Genomic DNA, 25040 nt, shown 5'->3' on the forward strand with positions numbered 1-25040 from the left:
GGCCGACGTCGTGGAACGTCTCCGGGCGGCGATTCGGTTCACGCAGTCGGCCGATCATATCCATTCAGACGATCCACTCAACCGACAAGTTGACGGTCAGTCTCCTCCAGCAACGCTCCGTACACCACATCACCCCCACCCCTCACCCCGTCGCCGCCTCCACCGCCCGCCGCACCGCGGCGAAGTCCAGCCCGTGGTCGGCGACCACCCGCGCACCGAGCCCGTCGCCCTCCCGGAGCAGGCCGAGCACCAGATGACCGACCGCGATGTGACCTGACTTCAGCCGCAGCGACTCGCGCAGCGACAGTTCCAGCACCTTCCTCCCCCGCGCGGTGAACGGACTGCGCCCCGCCCGTCCCTCCGACCGGAACCACCCGCGCCGCCGCGGCTCCTCCTTCGAGGGCGCGTTCAGCGCGCCGGCCCCGAACACGGACTCCACCGCCTCGCGCACGGCGTCCAGGTCCACCCCGATCGCGGCCAGCGCCCGCGCGTCGTCCCCCTCCCCCAGCAGCCTCCGGACGGCCTGCCGGGCCGTGGCCCGATCGAGCCCCGCCTCGATCAGCACCCGCGCCGCCGGATCCTCCGTCTCGGCCAGGACCGCCAGCAGCAGGTGCTCGGTGCCGACGTGATCGTGCCGCAGCTCCGCCGACTCATGCCCGGCGCGGACGACCACCCGCCGGGCCTCCTCGGTGAATCGCTCGAACATCGCTCAGTCCCCGCCCTTCCCGCTTCCGCCGAGCCCGCGCTTCGCGTACTTCTTGTGCACCGCCTGCCTGGTCACTCCCAGACAGGTCGCGATCTCCTGCCACGACCAGCCGCGCCCCCGCGCGTTCCCGACCTGCAGGGCCTCCAGCCGGTCCGCCAGGTCCCGCAGCGCCCGGACGGCCCGGAGCCCCACCGCCGGATCCCGGCTGCCGGCCGCGGCGGCCAGCTCTCCGCTCTCAGTCACGATGTCAACCTAGGTTGACACTCATCCGCCGTCAACCCGCGTTGACGGAAAAGCCTGAAGGCGGGGCGAGGACGTCATGTCCTCGCCCCGCCTTCAGGGGTGGCTCACCTCAGGGGGAGGTGCGGGCCTCGGTCAGCTGCAGCCGCTGGTGGAGCCGCAGCCCTCGCAGAGGTAGCAGCTGCCGGCGCGGCGCATCTTGGTGCCGCAGGAGAAGCAGAGCGGCGCGTCGGCGTTCAGGCCCAGCTGGATCTCGATCAGCTCGGTCGAGTTGTGGGCCTGGGCCGGGGTGGCCTTCGCGGCCGGGGCCGGGGCGGCGGCCGGCTTGGCGGGGGCCACCGGGGCGGACTGGGCGAGCGTCTCGGTGTCCAGCTCCTCCTCGGCCTCCAGCGGCTCGTAGGACCCGGTCTCCAGGTGGCGCTGGCGCTCCTCGACGGAGTGGATGCCGAGCGCCGAGCGGGTCTCGAACGGCAGGAAGTCCAGCGCCAGGCGGCGGAAGATGTAGTCGACGATCGACTGCGCCATCCGCACGTCCGGGTCGTCGGTCAGACCGGCCGGCTCGAAGCGCATATTGGTGAACTTCGAGACGTAGGTCTCCAGCGGCACGCCGTACTGGAGGCCGACCGAGACGGCGATGGAGAAGGCGTCCATCATGCCCGCGAGGGTCGAGCCCTGCTTGGACATCTTCAGGAAGACCTCGCCGAGGCCGTCGTCCGGGTAGGAGTTGGCGGTCATGTAGCCCTCGGCGCCACCGACCGTGAAGGAGGTGGTGATGCCCGGGCGGCCCTTGGGCAGGCGCTTGCGGACCGGGCGGTACTCGACGACCTTCTCGACCGCGGCGGCCGGGGCCTCCTCGGCCTTCTCGTCCTTCTTCTTGGCCGAGAGCGGCTGGCCGACCTTCGAGTTCTCGCGGTAGATGGCGAGCGCCTTGACGCCCGTCTTCCACGCCTCGAAGTAGATCTCCTCGACGTCCTCGACGGTCGCGGAGGCCGGCATGTTCACCGTCTTGGAGATGGCGCCGGAGATCCACGGCTGGATCGCGGCCATCATCCGGACGTGGCCCATCGGGGAGATGGAGCGCTCGCCCATGGCGCAGTCGAAGACCTCGTAGTGCTCGGTCCTCAGGCCCGGCGCGTCGACCACGTTGCCGTGCTCGGCGATGTGGGCGACGACCGCCTCGATCTGCTCGTCCTGGTAGCCGAGGCGCTTCAGGGCGCGCGGGACGGTGCCGTTGACGATCTGCATCGAGCCGCCGCCGACCAGCTTCTTGAACTTGACCAGCGCGAGGTCCGGCTCGACGCCGGTGGTGTCGCAGTCCATCATCAGGCCGATGGTGCCGGTCGGGGCGAGCACCGACGCCTGGGCGTTGCGGAAACCGTTCTGCGCGCCGACCCGGAGCACGTCGTTCCAGGTCTCGGTGGCCGCGGCCCAGACCGGGGCGTCCAGCTCGTCGAAGGAGACGGCGGCCCTGGAGGCGTCCGCGTGCTGCTTCATGACCCGCTGGTGCGGGGCGGCGTTGCGGGCGTAGCCGTCGTACGGGCCGACCACGCCGGCGAGCTCGGCGCCGCGGCGGTAGGCGGTGCCGGTCATCAGCGAGGTGATGGCGCCGGCCAGGGCGCGGCCGCCCTCGCTGTCGTAGGCGTGGCCGGTGGCCATCAGCAGGGCGCCGAGGTTGGCGTAGCCGATGCCCAGCTGGCGGTAGGCGCGGGTGGTCTCGCCGATCTTCTCGGTCGGGAAGTCCGCGAAGCAGATGGAGATGTCCATCGCGGTGATGACCAGCTCGACGACCTTGGCGAAGGTCCCGGCGTCGAACGAGTCGTCGTCGCGGAGGAACTTCATGAGGTTGAGCGAGGCGAGGTTGCAGCTGGAGTTGTCCAGGTGCATGTACTCGGAGCAGGGGTTGGACGCGTTGATCCGGCCGGACTCCGGGCAGGTGTGCCAGTGGTTGATGACCGAGTCGTACTGGATGCCCGGGTCGGCGCAGGCCCAGGCGGCCTCGGCCATCTTGCGGAAGAGCTTCTTCGCGTCGACGGTCTCGATGACCTCGCCGGTCATCCGGGCGCGCAGGCCGAATTCGGTGCCGTTCTCGACGGCGGTCATGAATTCGTCGCTGACCCGGACCGAGTTGTTGGCGTTCTGGTACTGGACGGAGGTGATGTCGTCCCCGCCGAGGTCCATGTCGAAGCCCGCGTCGCGCAGCGCGCGGATCTTCTCCTCCTCCTTCACCTTGGTCTCGATGAAGGCCTCGACGTCCGGGTGGTCGACGTCGAGGACGACCATCTTGGCCGCGCGGCGGGTGGCGCCACCGGACTTGATGGTGCCGGCGGAGGCGTCGGCGCCGCGCATGAAGGAGACCGGGCCGGAGGCGTTGCCGCCGGAGGAGAGCAGCTCCTTGCTGGAGCGGATCCGGGAGAGGTTCAGGCCGGCGCCCGAGCCGCCCTTGAAGATCATGCCCTCTTCCTTGTACCAGTCGAGGATCGACTCCATGGAGTCGTCGACCGCCAGGATGAAGCAGGCGGAGACCTGCTGGGGCTGCTTGGTGCCGACGTTGAACCAGACCGGCGAGTTGAAGCTGAAGACCTGGTGGAGGAGGGCGTGGGTCAGCTCGTGCTCGAACACCTCGGCGTCGTCCGGGGTGGCGAAGTAACCGTTCTTCTCACCGGCGGCGCGGTAGGTGAGCACCACGCGGTCGATGATCTGCTTGAGGCTCCACTCGCGCTGCGGGGTGCCGACGGCGCCGCGGAAGTACTTGGACGTGACGATGTTGACGGCGTTCACCGACCAGAAGTCGGGGAACTCGACGCCGCGCTGCTCGAAGTTGATCGAGCCGTCGCGCCAGTTGGTCATGACGACGTCACGCCGCCCCCAGCTGACCTCGTCGTACGGGTGCACGCCAGGAGTGGTGTAGATGCGCCCGATCCGCAGACCGCCCTTGGGGGCCTTGCCTGCGCCGCCCTTGGCCGCCGTCTTGTCGGACTTCGACCCGCGTGCGGAACCGCTCGTGGTGTCTGTCACTTCTGTTCCTCCTCCTGGTTGGGCAAACGCCCGGAGTGCCCCGAAAAGTCCGGGCACGGCTGGTTCGCTCTTCCGGTGTGCGGGCAGGCGGGAGTCACTCGCCGGCCACGCACGGTTTTGTCATGGTCTGTGCGCCGTTTTCGGGCACACGTCGGCCCTCGGAGGGGCCGGGGGGTGCTGCCGACCCCGGAAGGGGCCGGTGAAGGGGCCGGGCCGGTTAGGGCGCGGCCGCGGCGACGGGCACGGGCGTGCCGTCCGCCTCGGGGGCGGGCCGCTCGGCGCGGAGTTCCGCGATGGCGGCCTCGAAGTCTTCCAGTCCGTCGTACGCCTGGTAGACGCTGGCGAAGCGCAGGTAGGCGACGACGTCGAGTTCCTTCAGCGGGCCGAGTATGGCCAGCCCGACGTCATGGGTGGTGAGCTCGGCGTTGCCGGTGGCCCGCACGCACTCCTCGACCCGCTGCCCGAGCTGGGCGAGGGCGTCCTCGGTGACCGGGCGGCCCTGGCAGGCCTTGCGGACGCCGGAGATGACCTTCTCCCGGGAGAACGGCTCGGTGACGCCGCTGCGCTTGATGACCATCAGGGCGGCCGTCTCCACCGTGGTGAAGCGGCGGCCGCAGTCCGGGCACTGCCGGCGACGGCGGATGCAGCTGCCGTCCTCGGTGGTCCGGCTGTCGACGACGCGGCTGTCGGAGTGCCGGCAGAAGGGGCAGTGCACCTGAGGATCCCTCCCTGGCAGGACGTGCGGACTGGTCGAGTCTATGCGATCCCGGGGCGCAGGTAGCAACCCGATCTTGAGGCCTCGACCACAAGTACTGGGCCACGGAGAGGACTGTAGCCACTACATCTAGGTCCGTGGCGGAAGTGGACCCACTGGCGTGTCGGCGCCGACTAGGATTCCGGGGAAGCCTTGGGATCGAACATTTAATCGATGTACAACAAAGCCTTGATCGAGTCAGCCAACTCCCGAATAATTCACTCGAACGTGTGTTTGGCGCAACCTTTCGATACGAGGTGCGTTGGGCTGGAAAAAGGAGAGGACAGCCGTCGAGAGGGGCCGCCGTGAACACCGTCGAAAGCAACACCATCCCGGTGCAGGAACACTCCCAGCTCAAGGTGGGGCAGCGCACCACGAATCAGCAGAGCGTGGACATCAGCATGGACCGTAGCGAAGACCACCGCCTCCCGGGCCCGGGACTCTCCGGCGTCGGCCGCGTTCCGGACCAGCCCATCGAGCACTCCCCCGCGCTGGACGACGCCCACCCCGCCCCGGCCCGCTCGGCGCCCGGGCGGCCGCCCGGCATCCGCACCGACGAGGCCGGCCTCACCGAGCGCCAGCGCCGGGTGATCGAGGTCATCCGGGACTCGGTCCAGCGGCGCGGCTACCCGCCGTCCATGCGCGAGATCGGCCAGGCCGTCGGCCTGTCCAGCACCTCCTCGGTGGCCCACCAGCTGATGGCGCTGGAGCGCAAGGGCTTCCTGCGCCGGGACCCGCACCGCCCGCGCGCCTACGAGGTCCGCGGTGTCGAGGTGGCCCGGCCGAACACCGCCGAGACCGCCGGCCGCCCCTCCACCTCCTACGTGCCGTTGGTCGGCCGGATCGCCGCCGGCGGACCGATCCTGGCCGAGCAGACGGTCGAGGACGTCTTCCCGCTGCCGCGCCAGCTGGTCGGCGAGGGCGAGCTGTTCGCGCTCACCGTGCGCGGCGACTCGATGATCGAGGCGGCCATCTGCGACGGCGACTGGGTCACCGTCCGCCGCCAGCCGGTCGCCGAGAACGGCGACATCGTGGCCGCGATGATCGACGGCGAGGCCACCGTCAAGCGCCTCAAGCGCGAGGACGGCCGGATCTGGCTGATGCCGCACAACCCGGCCTACGAGCCGATCAACGGCGACAACGCGACCATCCTGGGCAAGGTCGTGGCGGTCCTCCGCCGGCTCTGACGTCCGCCCCCGGCCCCCACACGGCGACACCCGGAAAGGGGCTCCCCGCACACCGCGCGGAGCCCCTCCGGTCCGTCTCAGCCCCGCTTCACCACCGGGCGCACCGGCGCCGCCGAGGCGTCGATCGCCGCCAGCGAGCGGCGCACCTGGTTGCGGTCCGTGGTGTACCAGAACTCGGGCATCGAGGAGCGGAAGAAGCCGCCGTACCGCTTGGTCTCCACCCGGGGGTCGAGCACCGCCACCACGCCCCGGTCGTCCGCCGCACGCACCAGCCGGCCCGCGCCCTGCGCCATCAGCAGCGCCGCGTGGGTGGCCGCGACGGCCATGAAGCCGTTCCCGCCGCGCTGTTCGACGTCCTTCTGCCGGGCGCTCATCAGCGGGTCGTCCGGCCGCGGGAACGGGATCCGGTCCATCACCACCAGCTGGCAGGCCGACCCGGGCACGTCCACGCCCTGCCAGAGCGACAGCGTGCCGAACAGGCAGGTGGTCGCGTCCGAGGCGAACTCGCGGATCAATTCGCCCAGGGTGTCCTCCCCCTGGAGCAGGATCCGGTGGTCCAGCCGCTCCCGCATCGCCTCGGCGGCCGCCTGGGCGCCGCGCATCGAGGAGAACAGGCCGAGCGTCCGCCCGCCGGCCGCGCCGATCAGCTCGGCCAACTCGTCCAGCATGTCCGGCCGTTCCGGATCCCGCCCGGGATCGGCCAGATGCCGGGCGACGTACAGGATGCCCTGCTTGGGGTACTTGAACGGCGAACCGACGTCGATCCCCCGCCAGTGCGGCACCGGCTCGTCGCCGAAGCCCGCGCCCGCCGCCTCCGGATGGTCGCCCGCGGTGCGGACGTCCGGCAGCCGGGCCTCGGAGGGCAGGCCGACCGACGCGGCCACGCCGTTGAAGTCCCCGCCGAGCTTGAGGGTGGCCGAGGTGAGCACCACCGAGCGCTCCTTGTACAGGCCCTCGCGCAGCAGCCCGGAGACGCTCAGCGGGGCGACCCGCAGCGAGGCGGTGCCCAGCCCGTAGCGGTCGCTGCGCTCGATCCAGACCACGTCGTACTCGGAGTCCTGGAGCAGCCGGTCGGCGGTCTCGTGCAGCGACTCGGCGGAGGCCATCGCCTGCTTGCGGACGGCGTCCTCGTCGCTGAGCCCCTTGTCCCTGGTCTCGCCGAGCGAGGTGATCACCTGCCGGGCGGCGTCCCGGATCGCGGTGACGGCGTACCCGAGGTACTCGGGCAGCTCCTCGACCCGGCCGGGCTGGGCGGTCTCCATCAGGCCGTGGTAGTTCTCGGCGGCGGCCTGCAGCGCGTCCACGGCCTTCTCGTTGGCGAGCCGGGCGGCCCGCTTGACCGCCCGGTTCACGGCGCCGACGGTCAGCTCCGCGGTGGCCGCGCCGGTGACCCGGTTGACCAGCTCATGGGCCTCGTCGATGATCAGCAGCCCGTGCTCGGGCAGCACCGGCGCGCCCTCGATCGCGTCGATCGCGAGCATCGCGTGGTTGGTGACCACCACGTCGGCGAGCTTGGCCCGCTCGCGCGCCTTCTCGGCGAAGCACTCCTGCCCGTACGCGCAGCGGCTGGCGCCCAGGCACTCCTTGGAGGTGACCGAGAGCTGGGCCCAGGCCCGGTCGGAGACGCCGGGGGTCATGTCGTCCCGGTCGCCGGTCTCGGTCTCGTCCGCCCAGTCGCGCAGCCGGAGCACCTCCTGGCCGAGCTTGCCGGCCGGCCCGCCCATCGCCTCGACCGGGTCGAACAGACCCTCGCCCTCGTCGCTCGGGGTGCCCTCGTTGGCCCGGTGCAGGCAGAGGTAGTTGGAGCGGCCCTTGAGCATCGCGAACAGCGGGCGGCGCCGCAGCACCGGATGGAGCGCCTCCACGGTGCGCGGCAAGTCGCGCTCGACGAGCTGGCGTTGGAGCGCGAGGGTGGCGGTGGCCACCACCACGCGGTCCCCGTGGGCGAGCGCCGGCACCAGGTAGGCGAGGGACTTGCCGGTACCCGTGCCGGCCTGCACCAGCAGGTGCTCGTCGTGGTCGACGGCGTCGGCGACGGCCTCGGCCATCCGGAGCTGGCCGGGGCGCTCGACGCCGCCGACGGCCGCGACCGCGGCGTGCAGCAGCTCGGGGACGCGGGCGCGGGGGACGGCCTCGACCGGGGCGTCCGCCGCGCTCCCGGCCGGGTCGGCGTCCTCGGCGGGGAGCTGGGATTCGGAGTCGTTCGTCATGACCCTCCCACCCTACGGCGCGGGGGCGACAATCCGGTCCCGTTGTCCCGGCAGCGGCGCCGTCCCGTCGACGGCGAGCGGGTTGGGCACGGTGCCGTACCGGGCGGCGTGCGGGCGGTGCGGGCGGTCCGCGTAGCCGTCCAGCAGCAGCCGGTTGCGGTTCAGGCAGAGCCGGTCGATCCGCGGCCGGAACAGGTCGAACAGCGCGAACCGCTCCGCGAGTTCCGGGAAACGTGCCTGGTGGCGCAGCACCTCGGCGCGCAGCAGCGCCCAGAACCGCGCCTCGGCCAGGCCGGTCCGGGCCTCCAGCAGCGGCGCCAGGAAGCGGTACACGCCGATGAAGAGCCCGGAGTGCAGGAACTGGCACAGGCCCTGCGGGTCCTCGCGCAGCAGCACCGCGTCCACCTCGGCGGGCAGTCCGCGCAGCTCGGGCAGGTCCTGGTCGCTGAGGTTGACGTCGTCGACGAAGTCCTTGACCGCCAGCCGGACCGGCACGTCCCGCTCGTCGAAGACCACGATGGCGTTCTCGCCGTGCGGGGAGAAGACCAGCCCGTACCGGTAGAGGAAGTGCAGCAGCGGCGGCAGCATCGCGCCGAACAGCCGGGCGGTCCACTCGGCGGGGGCGAGCCCGGAGCGGGCGATCAGCTCGGCGGCGAGCGGCCGCCCGTCGCCGCCGGTCTGCAGCAGCGCGGCCAGGGTGCGGGCGCGCTCGCCGGGCGCCAGCGCCGGGCCGAGCGGCTCGCGCCAGATCGCGCCCAGCAGCTCCTTGTACTGGTACGGGGCCTCGGGCAGCTCCCGGTAGAGCGGGTGGTCGACGGTGACCGAGGCGATCTCGCCGAGCAGCACCACCCGGCACTCGTCGCGCAGGAACGGGTCGGCGTCGCGCAGCCCGTGGATCCAGGCGGTGACGGCGGGCGCGGCCAGCGTGCGCTCGGTGGGCAGGCCGCGCCAGACCAGGGTGTTGAGGACGGCCAGCGGCAGCTTGACGGTGCAGCGCTCCGGGCGGCTCTCGTTGAAGAACGAGCGGATCGACTGCTGGGGCAGCCGCAGGTCGCCGTCGGTGCCGAGCGGGACGATCTCGCCGGAGGCGATCCACGGGGCGAACAGCGGCAGCACCGTCTCGTCCCACTGCCAGGGGTGCACCGGCAGCAGCAGGTAGTCGTCGGCGGCGGCGCCGAGCGGGGCGCGCAGCGCGTCGGGGTCGTCCAGCTCCCGGCGGTAGAGCGACGCGGGGTCGGCGAGGCCGGCCACGCCCCGGTACTCGGCGAGCCGGCGGTGGACGGCGATCCAGGGCAGCCGGCGCGGGGTGCGGGCCTCCGGGGCCCAGCGGGCGGCGTCGGCGGCGGAGAAGCCGATCCGGCCCTTGTTGGGGACGATCCACGGGTGGCCGCCCTGCCGGCCCTCCAGCTCGGTGTGGCCGAGGTCGGCGAGCTCGGCGGCGGTCAGCGCGGTGGCGAGCAGGTGGGCGTCGGCGGTCAGCGTGGCGGTGAGCTCGCGCAGCAGGTGGCCGGTGGTCTCGCCGCGCAGGCCGAGGGCGCGCCGGGCGTGGACGAGGAAGCGCAGCGGGTCGGGGCCCCCGGGCGCGTCGCAGGTCACCGAGCCGGGGTCGACGAGCCAGCCGTCGTAGGCACCGCGCCGGGCGGTGAAGCGGTACTCGGCCCCGGGCAGCTTGAGGGTGTGGCCGCCGGGGGCGCCGGTCTCGACGGGGGTGACGAGCTCCTCGTAGGCGAACTCGCCGAGCATCTTGGCCAGCAGCGCGCGGCCGGCCCGCTGCCAGTGCCCGGCGGTGAGCTGCGGCGGCAGGTACAGCGGCGGTTCAGCGGCCGGCGGTTGCGGCACGGGTCGGCTCCTGGGGTCGGGGACGAGCGGGTACGGGAACGGGTGCGGCCGGCGGCGCGAAGCCGGTCCAGGCGGTGCGCTGCGGCAGCCGGTGGACGGTCCGCCCGGTGACGGCGTTGAGGATCACCGCGGCGCGGTGGGCGCCGAGGCCGAGGTCGGGAGCGCCCACCCCGTGGGTGTGCAGCTCGCCGTTCTGCACGTACAGCCCGCCGGTGACCTCCGGCCGGGTGGCCACCCGGTGGTCGAGGTCGACCCGGTAGCGGCCGGCGGCGTCCCAGTCGACGAGGTGGGCGAGCGGCTCCAGGGCGGCCGGGCGGGCGGCCCGGTAGCCGGTGGCGAGCACCACGGCGTCGGTGCGCAGCAGGTGTCCGGTGCCGGAGTCGGTGTGCCGGCAGTCGAGTTCGAGCCCGCCGCAGGGGCCGGGGCGGGTGTCGGTGACGGCGGTGCCGGGGGTGATCTCGACCGGCGCGTCACCGACCGGCCGGCCGACGGTGCGGGCGTAGAGGTGGTCGTGGATCTCGGCGAGGGTCTCGGCGGAGGCGGCCTTGTGCAGCTGCCACTGGGCCTCGACCAGGGTGTCGCGCACGGCCCCGGGCAGGCCGTGGAAGTACCGGGTGTAGTCGGGGGTGAAGTGCTCCAGGCCGAGCTTGGAGTACTCCATCGGCGCCAGTGCCCGGGTGCGGGTGAGCCAGCGCAGCCGCACGCCGTCGCCGTCGTGGCGGCGCAGCAGGTCGAGGAAGACCTCGGCGCCGGACTGCCCGCTGCCGACGACGGTGATGTCCCGGGCGCCGGCCAGGGACTCGCGCCGGTCGAGGTAGTCGGCGGAGTGGAAGACCCGGGGATGGCCGTCCAGGGCGGCGAAGGCGGCGGGCCGCACGGGCAGGGTGCCGACGCCGAGCACGACGTTGCGCGCCTCGACGGTCCGCTCCCGCCCGGTGGCGCTCTCGCGCAGCTCGGCGCGGAACCGGTCGCCGGTCCAGCGCAGGGCGGTGACCTCGGTGCCGAAGCGGCAGTTGGCGAGCCGCTCGGCGGCCCAGCGGCAGTAGTGGTCGTACTCGCGGCGGGTGAGCTGGAAGCGCTCGGTGAAGTAGAACGGGAACAGCCGGTCCTGCTCGCGCAGGTGGTTGAGGAAGGACCACGGGTTGGTCGGGTCGACCAGGGAGACCAGGTCGGCGAGGAACGGCACCTGCATCCGTGCGCCGTCGACGAGCATCCCGGGGTGCCAGCGGAACTCCGGGCGCCGGTCGCAGAAGAGGGTGCGCAGGCCGGGGACGGGCTCGGCGAGCGCGGCGAGCGAGAGGTTGAACGGGCCGATGCCGACGCCGAGCAGGTCGTACGGCCCGGGCGGGGGTGCGAGGGTGTCCATGAGCGGTGCAGTCCTAGGCGGGGTGCGGGGTGCGGTCGCGGACCATCAGGGCGGCCCGTTTTCCGGGCAGGTCGAGTTCGGCGGCGAGCCGGAAGCCGGCCCGCCGGAAGGCGCCGACGGAGCGCCGGTTGCGGACGTCGGGCTCGGCGAGCACCCGTGCGCAGCGCGGCCGTTCCCGCAGGACGCGGTCGGCCAGGGCGGCGAGCAGGGTGGCGCCGAGGCCCCGGCCGCGGCTGCCGGCGGGGCCGAGCAGCAGGTGCAGGCCGGTGTCGTGGGGCCGGGCCGGGTAGTGCGCGGCGAGCGGGTCGAGGTCGGCCCGGTAGACCTCCCAGTAGCTCATCGGGGTGCCGTCCAGCAGGCCCAGGCAGGGCAGGCTGCGCCCGTCGCCGTCGAGCTGTCCGCGCAGGTGCCGCTCGGTGACGGCGGACGGGCCGGCGAGCTCCCAGAAGGCGGCGACCTCGGGGTCGTTCATCCAGCCGGTGAGCAGTCCGAGGTCGGCGGGGAGCCGGACCGGGCGCAGCCGGAACTCCCCGGCGGCGGTGGGCATGGCGCCCCACCCGGCCGGGTCGTCGCCGGGCCCGGCCGTCCCGCCGGGGCCGCTCACGCGCCGGCCACCGGGTTGGGGATGTCGACGTACACGGACTGGGTGGCGACCGGGCCGACCAGTTCGTCCAGGCCCTGGATCCGGGTGAGCAGGTTGGCCTTGCAGGGCAGGGTCGGCGCGTCCAGCAGCAGGCCGGGCAGTGCCGAGCCGGTGGCGGTGACGGCGGGACCGGTCAGGAAGCGCCGGAGCGCGGCCAGCAGCAGGGCCTCGTCGGCGAGTTGCTGGGAGCCGAGCGCGCCGACCAGCCCGAGCACGTGGTTGATGCCCAGGTAGTAGGCGAAGTGGTGGTCGATCACCGGGTCGTCGAGGAAGGTGTCGCTGTGCGCGCCGAGGCCGGGCAGCCGGGCAGTGAGCCGGTCGGCGGCGCTCCGCCGGTAGTAGTAGCCCTGGTTGTCGCGGTAGCGGCCGCCGGTCGGCCAGCCCGCGGCGTCCAGCAGCACCAGGCTGTTCTGCTGGTGGGCCTCCAGGGCGATGCCGGCCACGCCGTCCAGCCACAGGACGGGCAGCACGACGGCGTCCAGGTAGCGAAGGAACCATTCGGCGGTCACCGTGGGCAGCGGACGGCCGGTGCGGGCGGCGAGCGCGCGCAGCAGGTCGCCGATCCGGGACGGGACGGTGTCGCCGCCGCGGGCGCCGTGCGGGCGTTCGGCGACCAGCCCGGCCACGCAGTAGGCGCGGTCCCCGGGGGCGAAGGGCTGGGCGCGCAGTACGGTGTCCAGGCCGCCCGGGTCGCCGAGGCCAGGGTGGTCGACGCCGATCCAGGCGGGGTCGCGGACGACGTCGAAGCCGGGGTGGGCGGCCCGCCACTCGGCGCCGAGGCCGCTCTCCAGCAGCCGGTGCATCTCCAGGCCGCGGTGGAGTTCCTTGCGGAGGTTCTCCCGGCGGGAGTTGGTGATCCGCAGGCCCAGCGAGAGCTTGAGCATCCAGGGGGTGCCCGGCCGGTAGACGGTGCGCACCGAGGAGGTGGGGTACCAGGGGTCGCCGGCCGGGCCGAGGTCGTGCAGCCGGCCCTCGGCGAACAGGTCGGCGACGGCGGGGCGGTGGGCGAGTTCACGGGCCTGCCAGGGGTGCAGCGGCAGGGCGGCGGTGCCGGGCGGCAGCAGGGCGGGGTCGTCGAGCAGCCGGGCGGTGATCCGCTCCGCGCTGTCGGCGACGGCGGATCCGGCGGCGAGCAGGTCGCGGTCGACGGCCCACCAGTGCAGTTGGAAGGAGCCGTGCAGTTCGGGCGAGTAGGCGGCGCTCTGGGCGGGGCCGAGGCCGTCGCGGCTCTTCGGGGTGGGGTGCATCGGGTGGCCGAGCAGCAGGGACTGCTCGGCGGCGAGGAACTCCGAGCGCTCGGGCCCGCCGGGCACCGGGGCGGTGGCGGCGCGGTGGTGGGCGAGGATGTCGGCGGTGCGCACCACCGAGTCGGCGACCCGGGCGGCGAGGTCGGCGACCTGGCCGGGGTCGGGCCGGTCGGCGGCCGCGGCGGCGAGCAGGGCGGCGGCGGTGACGGCGTCCACCGGGGCGTCGGCGAAGTCCCCCGCCGCGGCGGCCTCGCCGGCCGCGAGGGTGGCCGGGCCGAACCGGTGCCAGCCGGCCGGCGACCAGTGCCGGACCGGGGCGGAGAGCCGGGCGGCGCCGCCGAGGACGGCGATCCTCAGGTACCCGTCGGGGCCGGGGGTGGCGCCGGTCTCACGGGCCCAGCAGCGCAGCAGGGCCTCCAGGGCGGCCTGTTCGGCGGCGACGACCGGGTCCGGGTGGAGCAGCCGGTCGGACGGGGCCGGGGCCGCGGTGGTGGCGGGGCGGCGGGCCGGGAGTCGGGGCGGGGCCCCGGTCAGGGCGGTGCTCAATGCTGCTCCTTGATGCGCGTGGAGTGCCGACGCACAGGGGGTGGGGAGAACCGGCGGGCGCTCGCACCGTCGCGTCAGGTAAGGGTTACCTATCCCTGAGGGGTGATCACAAGGACGGCTCACTCGTCCGGGTGAAGATCGGTGATTGTCCGCCCGGGAGGGGCCGCCGGACCGTCGTAGGGGTGTAGCGGCCCTCCCCGCATCACAGATCGGTGACCCTCGCCCGGGGCCGGAACCCGGGGGCCGCCCGGGGCCGTCCTGGTGGCCAGTGGCAGACTCCAGGACGGCGGTCCGCCGCCCACACCGAACCACCAGGGGGACAGCACCATGCCAGCGATCCACCGGTCAGCCGCGGCCGCGGTCCTCGCCGCGGGGACCCTCTTCGCCGTCACCGCCTGCGGCCCGGACGGGCCCTCGGGCGAGGGCACCGCCGCACCGCCGCCCTCCGGCGGCGCCACCGCGTCCGCCTCCGCCGCGGGGGGCGGCAGTGGCGTGATCGGCGGCATCACCCTGCCCTCGGGCCTGCCGACCGGTCTGCTGGACGGCCTGCCGAAGAGCTGGGACGACCTGACGAAGTGGAAGTTCGAGGACTGGGACAACTGGGCGTCCAAGCACGTCTTCAACAACCCGATCGTCAAGGACTTCTGGAACCCGGACAAGATGGGCGACTCCAAGCCGGCCGACCCGGCGCCGCCCACCGCCAAGCCCGCCGACGACGCCGGCGTCACCGATCCCGAGCCGCCGGTGGTCAAGGCCGTGACGGTGCCGCGCCCGTACACCAAGCAGCCCTCCGGGAAGGTCTTCTTCTCGGCCGAGGGCGGCCGCGGCAACTGCTCGGCGACCGTGATCCAGGACCCGGCGCACCCGGGGAAGAGCAACCTGGTCTGGACGGCCGGCCACTGCGTCCACCCGGGCAAGGGCGGCAGCTACTTCAAGGACCTGGTCTTCGTCCCGGCCTACAACAACTCGGGCGCCTCCAGCGGCGGCAAGAAGGCCCCGCTCGCCGAGCTGGCGCCGCTCGGCACCTGGTGGGCCAAGGACGTGGTGACCTCGCCGCAGTGGCTGGTCGAGGGCGGCGGCACCGGTGACGCGGCGAACCAGTACGACTTCGCGATCATGCGGGTGAGCAACCAGACCGACAGCGGCAAGTCGCTGGAGGAGACGGTCGGCGGGGCCGTCCCGGTCTGGTTCGACGCTCCGCGCGACAAGATCGCGGTCACGGCGGTCGGCTACCCGCTGTACAAGCCGTTCGACGGCCAGGAGCTCTACAAGTGCGAGGGCGGGAAGCCGACCCGGCTCTCCTTCGACCCCAAGCGCCCCTCGATGCTCACCATCGGCTGCAACATGACCCAGGGCTCCAGCGGAGGCGGCTGGTTCGCGCCGATGCCGGACGGCAAGCTCGCGCTGGTCTCCAACACCTCGATCGGCACCCAGGAGCACACCTCGCTGAGCGGGCCGTACCTGGAGACGGTCGCCAAGCAGGCGCTGGACTGGATCTCGAAGAAGAAGTAGCCGCCGCCGGACGACGCGAACGGGCCCCGGTCCCCCCTCACGGGAGGGGCCGGGGCCCGTTCGCGCGGTGCGGCTCAGCCCTGCGGCGTCAGCGCCACCGCGAAGTGCTCCAGCTCGGCGGCCAGCTCGGCCGGCACCTTGGCGTGCAGCAGGGTGCCGTCGGCGGTGTGCTCGGTGGCGAGCAGCTCGCCCTCGGCGTGCACCCGGGACACCAGCGCGCCCTGGGTGTACGGCACGAGCGCGTGCACCTCGACGGCCGGGCGCGGCAGCTCCTCGTCGATGAGCTTGAGCAGCTCGTCGATGCCCTCGCCGGTGCGGGCCGACACCACGATGGCGTGCGGCTCGCGGCGCAGCAGGCGCTGCAGCACGTGCGGGTCGGCCGCGTCGGCCTTGTTGATCACCACGATCTCCGGCACGTTCTGCGCGTCGACCGAGACCACGACCTCGCGGACGGCGGCCAGCTGCGTCTCCGGCTCGGGGTGCGAGCCGTCGACCACGTGCAGGATCAGGTCCGCGTCGGCGACCTCCTCCATGGTGGAGCGGAACGCCTCGACCAGGTGGTGCGGCAGGTGCCGGACGAAGCCGACGGTGTCGGCCAGGGTGTAGACCCGGCCGCTCGGGGTCTGCGCCCGGCGCACGGTCGGGTCGAGGGTGGCGAACAGCGCGTTCTCCACCAGCACGCCCGCGCCGGTGAGCCGGTTGAGCAGGGAGGACTTGCCGGCGTTGGTGTAGCCGGCGATGGCGACCGACGGCACCTGGTGGCGCCGGCGCTCCTGGCGCTTGGTGTCGCGCCCCTTCTTCATGTCGGCGATCTCCTTGCGGAGCTTCGCCATCTTCTCGCGGATCCGGCGCCGGTCGGTCTCGATCTTCGTCTCACCGGGACCGCGGGTGGCCATGCCGCCGCCGGACGAGCCGGAGCCGCCACCACCCATCTGCCGGGAGAGCGACTGGCCCCAGCCGCGCAGGCGCGGCAGCATGTACTGCATCTGCGCGAGCGAGACCTGGGCCTTGCCCTCGCGGGACTTGGCGTGCTGGGCGAAGATGTCCAGGATCAGGGCCGTCCGGTCGACGACCTTGACCTTGACCACGTCCTCCAGGTGGATCAGCTGGCCCGGGGTGAGCTCACCGTCGCAGACCACGGTGTCCGCCCCGGTGGAGGCGACGATGTCACGCAGCTCCTGGGCCTTGCCGGAGCCGATGTAGGTGGCCGCGTCGGGCTTGTCGCGGCGCTGGATGACACCGTCCAGCACCTCGGAGCCGGCCGTCTCGGCCAGTGCGGCGAGCTCGGCCATCGAGTTCTCCGCCTCCTCCAGCGTGCCGTCGGTCCAGACGCCGACGAGCACCACGCGCTCCAGGCGGAGCTGGCGGTACTCGACCTCGGTGACGTCCTGGAGTTCGGTGGAGAGGCCGGCGACGCGACGGAGCGCGGCGCGCTCGCTGCGGTCGTACTGGTCGCCGTCGAAGTGGTGGCCGAGGTCCTCGTCGATGGCCGCGAGGTCCTCGTCCATGAGGGCTTCCGCCCGCAGACCGTCGAGGCGGCGCGGGGCGTCGGCGTGGTCGCGGGTGTCGAACGTGGAGGTCATTCTGTCCTTAGGCTGCTGGAACGGGTGGCCTGTGCGCGACCGTACGGACGGTCGTGCCCGGAGTCTGCCCAGCTGCCGCCCCGTCTAGCACTCGGGCGAGGTGTGAGCTACCCCTCGGGGCCGCGGGACGGGCTGAGACTCCTCCGCCCGGTCAACGCCGCGGTCCGGCCGTGAATTCCCCATGATGGTCGCACGCCGGACGCGCGCCGGTCATCCCCATTTCCTCCGGCGCCGCCGCGCCGGCCGGCGGACGCCCCGGGCCGCCCCCGGCGGGGGCGTGCGGGCGCTCCACGTCGTACACCCCGGAGACCCGCAGCATGGCCCGCAGCACGGCGGCCAGCGCGGCCGGGTCGGGCAGCTCGACGGTGTAGGTGTGCCGCACCCGCAGCTCCTGCGGCGGCTCCACCTCGGCCGAGACGATCCCGACCCCCTCCGCCGAGATCGCGGCCGTGAGGTCGGCCAGCAGCCGGGGCCGGTTCAGCGCCTCCGCCCGCAGGGTGGCCCGGTAGCCCCCCGCCGGGGCGCCGCCGGGGCGCCAGCCGACCTCCAGGGCGCCGCGCCCGTCGGCCCGCATCCGCTCCCCCGCCGGACAGCCGGCCCGGTGCACGGCGACCGCGCCGCCGCGGATGGGATAGCCGGCGATCTCGTCCGGCGGCACCGGGGTGCAGCAGCGGGCCAGCCGGACGGGCACCCCGGGGCGGTCCGCCACGACGACCGGGGCGGCGGGCCGGCCGGCGGCGGCCGGGCGGTCGGGCGGCGCGGGCTGCCCGGCGGACGGGCCGGTGCGGACCACCGGGCGGCGCGGCGGCTGGTCGGCCGGGTGGTCGGCCAGCCAGCGCTCGATGGCGAGCCGGGCGGCCGGGGTGCGGGCGTGCGCGAGCCACTCGGGCGCCGGTCCCGCGGCCTCCTCGGTGAGGATGGCCACCCGGTCGCCGTCGTGCAGCACGGTGGAGAGCGCGGCGAGCCGGCCGTTCACCCGGGCCCCGATGCAGCGGTGGCCGGTCTCCTCGCCCAGCAGGTAGGCGGCGTCCACACAGGTGGCGCCGGCTCGGAGCTGAAGCGTTTCACCACGCTCGGTGACCACGGTGATCTCACGGTCCCCGGCCAGGTCGGCGGTGAGCGCGGACCAGAAGGCGTCCGGGTCCGGGGTCTCCTGCTGCCACTCCAGCAACCGGGAGAGCCAGCCGGGCCGGGCCGGGTCGGTGCGGTCCAGCTCGTCCCGGCCCTGGTCGCCGCCGGTCCCCGGCTGCCGGGGGTCGCCGAGCGCGACCACCCCGGTCTCGGCGACCTCGTGCATCCGCCGGGTGCGCACCAGCACCTCGACCACCTCGCCGCCGGCCAGCGCCACCGCGGTGTGCAGCGACTGGTAGAGGTTGAACTTCGGCGCGGCCACGAAGTCCTTGAACTCCCCCGGCAGCGGCGTCCAGCAGGTGTGCAGCTCGCCGAGCACCGCGTAGCAGTCGGCGTTCTCCTCCACCACCACCAGCAGCCGCCCGAAGTCGGCCGGCTGCGGCCCCTGCGGCTTGCCGTCCGGCCCGGGAGCAGCGGCCCGCTTGAGCAGCACCCGGTGCAGCGAGACGCAGTGCCGGGGGCGCACGGTGACCTCGGCGGCGATCCCGGCCTCGCCGAGCTGGCGGGCCAGGCTGTGGGCGAACGGCGCCAGCAGGGTGTCCGGCCCGGCCTCGTGCCGCCCGAGCAGGGCGCGGGTGCGGGTGTGCTCCTCGGGGTGCAGGGTGGCGAAGACGATGTCCTCCAGCTCCGCCTTCAGCACCTGGATGCCGAGCCGCTCGGCCAGCGGGATCAGCACGTCCCGGGTGACCTTGGCGATCCGCGCCTGGCTGGCCGGCTTCATGTGCCGGATGGTGCGCATGTTGTGCAGCCGGTCGGCCAGCTTGATGACCATCACCCGGACGTCGTCCCCGGTGGCGACCAGCATCTTGCGGAAGGTCTCCGCCTCGGCCGCCGCGCCGAAGTCGACCTTCTCCAGCTTCGTCACCCCGTCGACCAGGTAGGCGACTTCGGGGCCGAACCCCTCGGCCACCTGCTCCAGCGTCAACTCGGTGTCCTCGACCGTGTCGTGGAGCAGCGAGGCGACCAAGGTGGTCGTCCCGGCGCCGAGTTGGGCCAGGATCATGGTGACGGCCAGCGGGTGGGTGATGTACGGCTCGCCGCTCTTGCGCTTCTGGCCGCGGTGGCTCGCCTCGGCCAGCCGGTAGGCGCGGCCGAGCAGGCCGAGGTCGGCCTGCGGATGGTGCCGGCGGTGGGCCTGGACCAGCGGTTCGAGGGCGTCCGGCACCGGCGGACGGCCGGTGGCCAGCAGCGCGGCGCGCCCGGCGCGGCCGAGCGCGGCCCGGCCCAACCCGCCGAGCGGGCGCCTGGGCCCGGCTTGCCGTGCGGACGTCGGCTGCCCCGCCAGGGGCTGCCCGGCTTCGATGGTCATCGGCACCTCCGGCAGCAGTACCGGGGGCGTGGGCCGACCCGGTGGTCCATGCTACCGAGCAGAGCACGTTCCGCGAGGCCCCGCTTCCCGTCCGTCAGGCGTATCACCCGAACGGGGGGATTCGATCCCGGACGAAATGGGCAAACGCGGACCGGCCGTTGACCGGTCCGCGCGGCCGGACGAGCTCCGGGACGATCTCCGGGGCGGGCTCCGGCCGGTGACGGCCGGTCAGACTCCCCGCACCAGCGCCGACCAGGCCGGGTCCAGTTCGCCGCGGGCGACGATGACCGCCGGACCGGTCTTCTCCACCCGGCCGTCCGGGTGCTCGGTGATCGTCAACCGGCCGCCCAGCACGTCCACCGTGTAGGTCACGGCTTCGCCGGTGACCGCCGGGTCCACACCGTCCCGGCGGGCGGCGGCCACCGCGACGGCGCACGCGCCGGTGCCGCAGGAGCGGGTCTCGCCGGAACCGCGCTCGTGCACCCGCATCGCGACGTGCCGCGGCCCCCGGTCCACCACGAACTCGACGTTGACACCCTCCGGGTAGACGCCCCCGGGGCTCACCGGCGGCGCGGTGAGCAGCTCGCCGGCGTGGTCCAGGCTCTCGACGAAGGCGACCGCGTGCGGGTTGCCCATGTTGACGTTCAGGGCCGGCCAGCTGCGCCCGCCGACCGTCACCTCGATCCCGTCCGGACCGGGCAGCAGCGCGTGTCCCATGTCGACGGTGATCTCGCCGGACGTGCCGTCCTCGGCGTTCTCGGCGACCCGCACGGTCCGCAGGCCGGCCCGGGTGGCCACCGGCAGCTCTCCCGGCTTCGCCAGCCCGGCCTCGACCAGGTAGCGGGCGAAGACGCGGATGCCGTTGCCGCACATCTCGCCGATCGAGCCGTCGGAGTTGCGGTAGTCCATGAACCACTCGGCGCGGTCGGCCTGGCCGGCCGCCACCGGGTCGGCGGCGGAGCGCACCACGCGCAGCAGCCCGTCGCCGCCGATGCCCGACCGGCGGTCGCACAGCGCGGCCACGGCCTCGGGGCCGATGGCCAGCCGGCCCTCCGGGTCGGGGACGATCACGAAGTCGTTCTGGGTGCCGTGCCCCTTGAGGAAGGGGAGGCCGACGGGCTGCGCGGAGGATGCGGTCACCCTCCCGATGGTACCGAGGAGCACCGGAGCACCGGAGCACCGCTCTCCGGTTCCGGAGCCCGGACGGGGCGGTCCGGCTACCGTCCGGAGAGCCGGACGACCCGGTACAGGGCCAGCGCGCAGGCGGCCAGCACGATCAGCGTGTAGATCACGATCGCCTTCCAGCCGGCCCGCTCGCCGGTGCCGCGGCGCGGCAGGCCGGGCCACTTGTAGCCCGCGTGCCGGGCCGCCATCGCGCCCCAGCCGAGCGAGGCGGCGGTGAGCAGCAGGCCGAGCATCCCGATCATCGCCGAGCCGGCCCCGGCCGAGCCGAAGGCCAGCGGGAAGGCGAACATCAGCGAGCCGGCGGTGGCCAGCAGGGCGATCGGCAGGGTCTGCCACCAGCGGAGCCGGCGGCGCGGCCGGATCTCCCGCTCGTGCACCGCGCCGGAGGGGGCGCGGGTGTCCAGGGCCGGCAGCCCGACCGCGTAGGAGGTGGGCGCGTCGAGGCCGGGCAGCACCGGCAGGTCGGGCAGCGTCGAGGCGTCCAGACCGTCGGCCTGCGCGGTGGCACGGCCGCCGCCGTTGCCGGACGCGCCGTTCACCGACCCGGCGCTCCGGCCGGTCTCGGGGCCGGTACCCGTGGACACGCGGCCTCCCCTGACAGTTCGACACGAGTGCGGACTCGCGGCCGGGCACGGTCGACCCGCCCGGGCAGACCCTTATGACATCGATGATGGCATGTCCAGAGGGGCGTTCCGGGCCTGACCGGGGCCGACGGGTGATCCGTGGCCATCACGTGATCCGGTCGTGACCGCCATGCCGTCCTGCACGCCCGTCTGCGCGCGCAACTGCACCGCCGGATGGCCGGAAAGCGCCTATCGGGCGACGGATTCCTGACGGTCGATCAGCTCCAGCGAGCGGTCCAGCAGCGCGACCGGGTCGGTGCCGGCCGGCCGCGCGAGCCAGTGGATCCGGTCGTCGCGGCGGAACCAGGACTCCTGCCGGCGGGCGAACCGCTTGGTGGCCCGGACCGTCTCGGCGCGCGCCTCGTCCTCCGTGCACCGACCGGCGAAGTGGTCGAGCACCTGCTGGTATCCGAGCGCCCGGGAGGCCGTCCGGCCGTCGCGCAGCCCGGCCCCCTCCAGCTCCCGCACCTCGTCCAGCAGCCCGTCCCGCCACATCCGGTCCACCCGCAGGGTGATCCGCTCGTCCAGCTCGGGGCGCGGCACCGCGACGCCGATCTGCACCGCGTCGTACACGGCGGTGTTGCTCGGCAGATTGGCGGTGAACGGCTGCCCGGTGATCTCGATGACCTCCAGCGCCCGGACGATCCGCCGCCCGTTGCTCGTCAGGATCGCCTCGGCCGCGGCCGGGTCCAGCTCCGCCAGCCGCCCGTGCAGCGCGTACGGGCCGACCCGCTCCAGCTCCTCCTCCAGCCGGGCGCGGACCTCCGGGTCGGTACCCGGGAACTCCATCTCGTCGATCGCCGCCCGGACGTACAGGCCGGAGCCGCCGACCAGGACGGGGGTGCGGCCGGCCGCGAGCAGCCGGTCGATCTCGGCCCGGGCCAGCCGCTGGTACTCGGCCACGCTGGCGGCCTCGGTGACGTCCCAGATGTCCAGCAGGTGGTGCGGGACGCCGCCGCGCTCCTCCTCGGTGAGCTTGGCCGTGCCGATGTCCATGCCGCGGTAGAGCTGCATCGAGTCGGTGTTGATCACCTCGCCGTCGAGGGCGCGGGCCAGGGCGACGGCCAGGTCGGACTTGCCGGCGGCGGTCGCGCCGACGACCGAGACGACGCGGGGGCGGGCGGACTGGGCGGTGGTGGGGCTGCTCACCGGTCAAGTCTGCCAGGGAACGCCGGCCCGCCGACGGGCCGGCCGGTTGGACCCCTTTTCAACCGACCCGTCCCGTTGCGAACGGTTCCGTCCTGGCGGACGTTGTGAGAGAGACATTGAGGAAGGGTGAGGCGTCATGGGTCTGATGGACAACCTCAAGGGCAAGGCCGGAGAGCTCAAGGACAAGGCCAGCGAGTTCGCCGGCAAGCACAGTGACCAGATCGGGAGCGCGGTGGAGAAGGCCGGCGGCGCGATCGACAAGGCCACCAAGGGCAAGTACACCGAGAAGATCGAGCACGGCACCAGCAAGGCCAAGGGCGCCGTGGACGACTTCGCCCACAAGCCCGAGGCCCCCGGCACCCCGGCGGACGGCGGACCGGGCCCGACCGCCTGACCGCCCGACCGGCTGGCCGGGGCCGTCGGCGGGACGGTCCGACGGCCCGACGGCCCCGCTACGGCAGGCTCAGCTCCAGGAGGCGACCAGGTAGCCCACGCCGTACGGCGCGTCCTGGTAGCCCAGCCGCGCGGTGAGGCCGGCGCCCTCGGCGGCGCCGGCCAGCACCTGCCAGGGCGCCCGCCCCTCGGCCTTCAGCTCGGCGGCCAGTCCCGCGTCCAGGGCGGCCAGCGCCGCGGTGTCCGCCGAGCCCAGCGCCCGCGCCAGCCCGGCGTCGAAGCCCTCGGCGCGCTCGTCCAGGTAGCCGGGCGCCTTCAGCGAGCGGCAGGCGCTGCCGTCCCCCATCACCAGCAGCCCGACCCGGTCGGCGAGCCCGGCCAGGCCCTGGCCGAGCCCGAGCATCCGGTCGGCGGGCGCGTCGGCGGGCACCGCGCAGGCGTGCGTCGGCACCGTCACCCCGGCCCGCCCGAGCAGCCAGGCGCCGACGGTCAGCGAGGGCGCCAGCTCCGGCCCCTCGGCCCGGCCGCCCGGCAGCGCGGCCACCAGCGGCACGCCGTACCGGTGGAACGACCCGGCCCCGCCCTCGGTCCACACCTCGGCCTCCGGCCCGGTGCCGACCACCACGAGCAGGTCCGGCGCGGCCGCGAGCACCACCCCGAGCGCCTCGTCGCAGGCCGCGCGCAGCGGCTCCAGCTCGGCCGCCGCCCCGGCGGCGACCTCCGGGACGAGCAGTGGCGGACAGGGGCAGACGGCGGCGGCAACCAGCATGTGGATCACTCTAACGAAGACGGCCCGGCGGACCAGGAGGTCCCACCGGGCCGTGCGCGCTTCGACGCGGTCAGTCCCCGCAGCAGGCGCCGCCGGCCGGGGCGGCCGGCAGCAGCGCCGCCGGGGCGCCGATCGACGGCAGGCCCAGCATCACGCCGGCCGGCTTGGCGGCGGGCTTGGCCTGGCGCTTCTCCCAGGCGTCGCCCGCCCGGGTGCGGCGCACCGCGAGCGTCGGGCCCTCGGCCAGCAGGTGGTGCGGGGCGGCGTAGGTGATCTCCACCGTGACCATGTCACCCGGGCGGACCGGCTCGGCGGGCCGGGTGAAGTGGACCAGCCGGTTGTCCGGCGCCCGGCCGGAGAGCCGGTCGGTCCGGTCGTCCTTCTTGCCCTCGCCCTCGGCGACCAGGATCTCCAGGGTGCGGCCGACCTGCTTCTTGTTCTCCTCCCAGGAGATCTCCTCCTGGAGGGCGATCAGCCGGTCGTAGCGGGCCTGGACGACCGCCTTCGGGATCTGGTCCTCCATCTCGGCGGCCGGGGTGCCCGGGCGCTTGGAGTACTGGAAGGTGAAGGCATTGGTGAAGCGGGCCTCGCGGACGACCTTCATGGTCTCCTCGAAGTCCTCCTCGGTCTCGCCGGGGAAGCCCACGATGATGTCGGTGGAGATGGCGGCGTCCGGCATCGCCTCCCGCACCTTGCGGATGATGTTCAGGAAGCGCTCCTGCCGGTAGGAGCGGCGCATCGCCTTGAGGACGGGGTCGGAGCCGGACTGCAGCGGCATGTGCAGCTGGTGCATCACGTTCGGGGTCTCGGCCATCGCGGCGATCACGTCGTCGGTGAAGTCGCGCGGGTGCGGCGAGGTGAAGCGGATCCGCTCCAGGCCCTCGATCTGCCCGGCGGCGCGCAGCAGCTTGGAGAAGGCCTCGCGGTCGCCCAGGTCGGAGCCGTAGGCGTTGACGTTCTGGCCGAGCAGGGTGACCTCGATGACGCCCTCGTCGACCAGCGCCTCGATCTCGGCGAGGACGTCGCCGGGACGGCGGTCCTCCTCCTTGCCGCGCAGCGCGGGGACGATGCAGAAGGTGCAGGTGTTGTTGCAGCCGACCGAGATCGCGACCCACGCGGCGTAGGCGGACTCCCGGCGGGTGGGCAGCGTGGACGGGAAGGTCTCCAGCGACTCCAGGATCTCGACCTGGGCCTTCCGCTCGACCGCGGCCCGCTCCAGCAGGGCCGGCAGGTGGCCGATGTTGTGGGTGCCGAAGACCACGTCGACCCAGGGGGCCTTGCGGACGATGGTGTCGCGGTCCTTCTGCGCCAGGCAGCCGCCGACGGCGATCTGCATGCCCTGGTGGCGGCTCTTGACCGGAGCCAGCTGCCCGAGGTTGCCGTACAGCTTGTTGTCGGCGTTCTCCCGCACCGCGCAGGTGTTGAACACCACCAGGTCGGGGTCGCCGTCCTGCCCCGCCTTCACGTACCCCGCGTCCTCCAGCAGCCCGGAGAGCCGCTCGGAGTCGTGGACGTTCATCTGGCAGCCGTACGTGACGACCTTGTAGCTCTTCGATCCGCTGTCACCGCTCACCCGACCAGGGTACGGGCAGCCGCGAACGACTTTTCCCTCCCGTTCGCACTCCGCGCCTGG

General features: G+C 73.8%; 19 protein-coding genes. 3 read left to right on the forward strand and 16 right to left on the reverse strand.

Annotated features, from left to right (window positions below; genetic code table 11):
• Window positions 1–142: 142 nt before the first annotated feature.
• The 4 genes from ABTX81_RS28790 to nrdR form a co-directional block, all read right to left on the reverse strand.
• Window positions 143–706, reverse strand: a complete 564-nt coding sequence (locus ABTX81_RS28790) for a Clp protease N-terminal domain-containing protein (RefSeq protein WP_350551349.1) — start codon at window positions 704–706, stop codon at window positions 143–145.
• Window positions 707–709: 3 nt separating this feature from the next.
• Window positions 710–949: an RNA polymerase subunit sigma-70 gene (locus ABTX81_RS28795; protein WP_350551351.1), complete on the reverse strand. Its 240-nt coding sequence runs from the start codon at window positions 947–949 to the stop codon at window positions 710–712.
• Between the two features lie 132 nt (window positions 950–1081).
• Window positions 1082–3961 carry a vitamin B12-dependent ribonucleotide reductase gene (locus ABTX81_RS28800; protein ID WP_350551354.1) on the reverse strand — a complete coding sequence of 960 codons (2880 nt, stop codon included), beginning with the start codon at window positions 3959–3961 and terminating at the stop codon, window positions 1082–1084.
• 217 nt (window positions 3962–4178) lie between these two features.
• The gene (gene nrdR / locus ABTX81_RS28805) at window positions 4179–4676 is read right to left on the reverse strand and encodes a transcriptional regulator NrdR (protein ID WP_344345707.1); all 498 of its coding nucleotides are present in this window, start codon (window positions 4674–4676) and stop codon (window positions 4179–4181) included.
• Between the two features lie 344 nt (window positions 4677–5020).
• Here nrdR and lexA point away from each other — a divergent pair, with 344 nt between their 5' ends.
• The gene (gene lexA / locus ABTX81_RS28810) at window positions 5021–5902 is read left to right on the forward strand and encodes a transcriptional repressor LexA (protein ID WP_502892882.1); all 882 of its coding nucleotides are present in this window, start codon (window positions 5021–5023) and stop codon (window positions 5900–5902) included.
• 77 nt (window positions 5903–5979) lie between these two features.
• Here the strand turns inward: lexA and ABTX81_RS28815 are convergent, their stop codons facing one another.
• The 5 genes from ABTX81_RS28815 to ABTX81_RS28835 are packed head-to-tail and all read right to left on the reverse strand — an operon-like array spanning window position 5980 to window position 13753.
• A complete protein-coding gene (locus ABTX81_RS28815) occupies window positions 5980–8112 on the reverse strand; it encodes an ATP-dependent DNA helicase (protein WP_350551357.1) in 2133 nt (710 codons plus the stop codon).
• A gap of 12 nt (window positions 8113–8124) precedes the next feature.
• A complete protein-coding gene (locus ABTX81_RS28820) occupies window positions 8125–9951 on the reverse strand; it encodes an IucA/IucC family protein (RefSeq protein ID WP_350551360.1) in 1827 nt (608 codons plus the stop codon).
• Window positions 9929–11317 carry a lysine N(6)-hydroxylase/L-ornithine N(5)-oxygenase family protein gene (locus tag ABTX81_RS28825; protein WP_350551363.1) on the reverse strand — a complete coding sequence of 463 codons (1389 nt, stop codon included), beginning with the start codon at window positions 11315–11317 and terminating at the stop codon, window positions 9929–9931. Before ABTX81_RS28825 ends, ABTX81_RS28820 begins: the two co-directional genes overlap by 23 nt.
• Window positions 11318–11330: 13 nt before the next feature.
• Complete coding sequence (locus tag ABTX81_RS28830) at window positions 11331–12026, reverse strand: GNAT family N-acetyltransferase (protein WP_502892885.1); 696 nt, start codon at window positions 12024–12026, stop codon at window positions 11331–11333.
• Complete coding sequence (locus tag ABTX81_RS28835; protein WP_350551368.1) at window positions 11918–13753, reverse strand: IucA/IucC family protein; 1836 nt, start codon at window positions 13751–13753, stop codon at window positions 11918–11920. Before ABTX81_RS28835 ends, ABTX81_RS28830 begins: the two co-directional genes overlap by 109 nt.
• A gap of 327 nt (window positions 13754–14080) precedes the next feature.
• Between ABTX81_RS28835 and ABTX81_RS28840 the strand changes: the two genes are divergently transcribed.
• Complete coding sequence (locus tag ABTX81_RS28840; RefSeq protein ID WP_350551371.1) at window positions 14081–15265, forward strand: trypsin-like serine peptidase; 1185 nt, start codon at window positions 14081–14083, stop codon at window positions 15263–15265.
• A gap of 74 nt (window positions 15266–15339) precedes the next feature.
• Here the strand turns inward: ABTX81_RS28840 and hflX are convergent, their stop codons facing one another.
• The 5 genes from hflX to miaA form a co-directional block, all read right to left on the reverse strand.
• Window positions 15340–16848: a GTPase HflX gene (gene hflX / locus ABTX81_RS28845; RefSeq protein ID WP_350551374.1), complete on the reverse strand. Its 1509-nt coding sequence runs from the start codon at window positions 16846–16848 to the stop codon at window positions 15340–15342.
• A 151-nt stretch (window positions 16849–16999) separates the two neighbouring features.
• Window positions 17000–19288: a RelA/SpoT family protein gene (locus ABTX81_RS28850; RefSeq protein WP_350551377.1), complete on the reverse strand. Its 2289-nt coding sequence runs from the start codon at window positions 19286–19288 to the stop codon at window positions 17000–17002.
• A gap of 228 nt (window positions 19289–19516) precedes the next feature.
• Window positions 19517–20428, reverse strand: coding sequence for a diaminopimelate epimerase (gene dapF, locus ABTX81_RS28855; RefSeq protein ID WP_350551379.1), 912 nt, complete (start codon window positions 20426–20428; stop codon window positions 19517–19519).
• A gap of 77 nt (window positions 20429–20505) precedes the next feature.
• Window positions 20506–21057, reverse strand: coding sequence for a hypothetical protein (locus tag ABTX81_RS28860; RefSeq protein WP_350551382.1), 552 nt, complete (start codon window positions 21055–21057; stop codon window positions 20506–20508).
• A 228-nt stretch (window positions 21058–21285) separates the two neighbouring features.
• The gene (gene miaA, locus ABTX81_RS28865) at window positions 21286–22245 is read right to left on the reverse strand and encodes a tRNA (adenosine(37)-N6)-dimethylallyltransferase MiaA (protein ID WP_350551385.1); all 960 of its coding nucleotides are present in this window, start codon (window positions 22243–22245) and stop codon (window positions 21286–21288) included.
• Window positions 22246–22381: 136 nt separating this feature from the next.
• Between miaA and ABTX81_RS28870 the strand changes: the two genes are divergently transcribed.
• Entirely contained in the window at window positions 22382–22639 is a 258-nt protein-coding gene (locus tag ABTX81_RS28870) for an antitoxin (RefSeq protein WP_350551387.1), read from the forward strand.
• Between the two features lie 69 nt (window positions 22640–22708).
• Here the strand turns inward: ABTX81_RS28870 and ABTX81_RS28875 are convergent, their stop codons facing one another.
• Both ABTX81_RS28875 and miaB read right to left on the reverse strand, forming a co-directional pair.
• Window positions 22709–23407: a class III extradiol dioxygenase subunit B-like domain-containing protein gene (locus ABTX81_RS28875; RefSeq protein ID WP_350551390.1), complete on the reverse strand. Its 699-nt coding sequence runs from the start codon at window positions 23405–23407 to the stop codon at window positions 22709–22711.
• 70 nt (window positions 23408–23477) lie between these two features.
• Complete coding sequence (miaB, locus tag ABTX81_RS28880; RefSeq protein WP_350551393.1) at window positions 23478–24980, reverse strand: tRNA (N6-isopentenyl adenosine(37)-C2)-methylthiotransferase MiaB; 1503 nt, start codon at window positions 24978–24980, stop codon at window positions 23478–23480.
• Window positions 24981–25040 lie beyond the last annotated feature (60 nt).

Source organism: Kitasatospora sp. NPDC097605 (assembly GCF_040302725.1).
In the GTDB taxonomy this organism is placed as follows: Bacteria; Actinomycetota; Actinomycetes; order Streptomycetales; family Streptomycetaceae; genus Kitasatospora.

Bases quoted from the DNA above. Each gene is read 5' to 3' on its own strand.
- ABTX81_RS28790 (WP_350551349.1), bottom strand. From the start codon at position 706: ATGTTCGAGCGATTCACCGAGGAGGCCCGGCGGGTGGTCGTCCGCGCC.
- ABTX81_RS28815 (WP_350551357.1), bottom strand. From the start codon at position 8,112: ATGACGAACGACTCCGAATCCCAGCTCCCCGCCGAGGACGCCGACCCG.
- ABTX81_RS28825 (WP_350551363.1), bottom strand. From the start codon at position 11,317: ATGGACACCCTCGCACCCCCGCCCGGGCCGTACGACCTGCTCGGCGTC.
- ABTX81_RS28840 (WP_350551371.1), top strand. From the start codon at position 14,081: ATGCCAGCGATCCACCGGTCAGCCGCGGCCGCGGTCCTCGCCGCGGGG.
- hflX (WP_350551374.1), bottom strand. From the start codon at position 16,848: ATGACCTCCACGTTCGACACCCGCGACCACGCCGACGCCCCGCGCCGC.
- ABTX81_RS28850 (WP_350551377.1), bottom strand. From the start codon at position 19,288: ATGACCATCGAAGCCGGGCAGCCCCTGGCGGGGCAGCCGACGTCCGCA.
- ABTX81_RS28870 (WP_350551387.1), top strand. From the start codon at position 22,382: ATGGGTCTGATGGACAACCTCAAGGGCAAGGCCGGAGAGCTCAAGGAC.
- ABTX81_RS28875 (WP_350551390.1), bottom strand. From the start codon at position 23,407: ATGCTGGTTGCCGCCGCCGTCTGCCCCTGTCCGCCACTGCTCGTCCCG.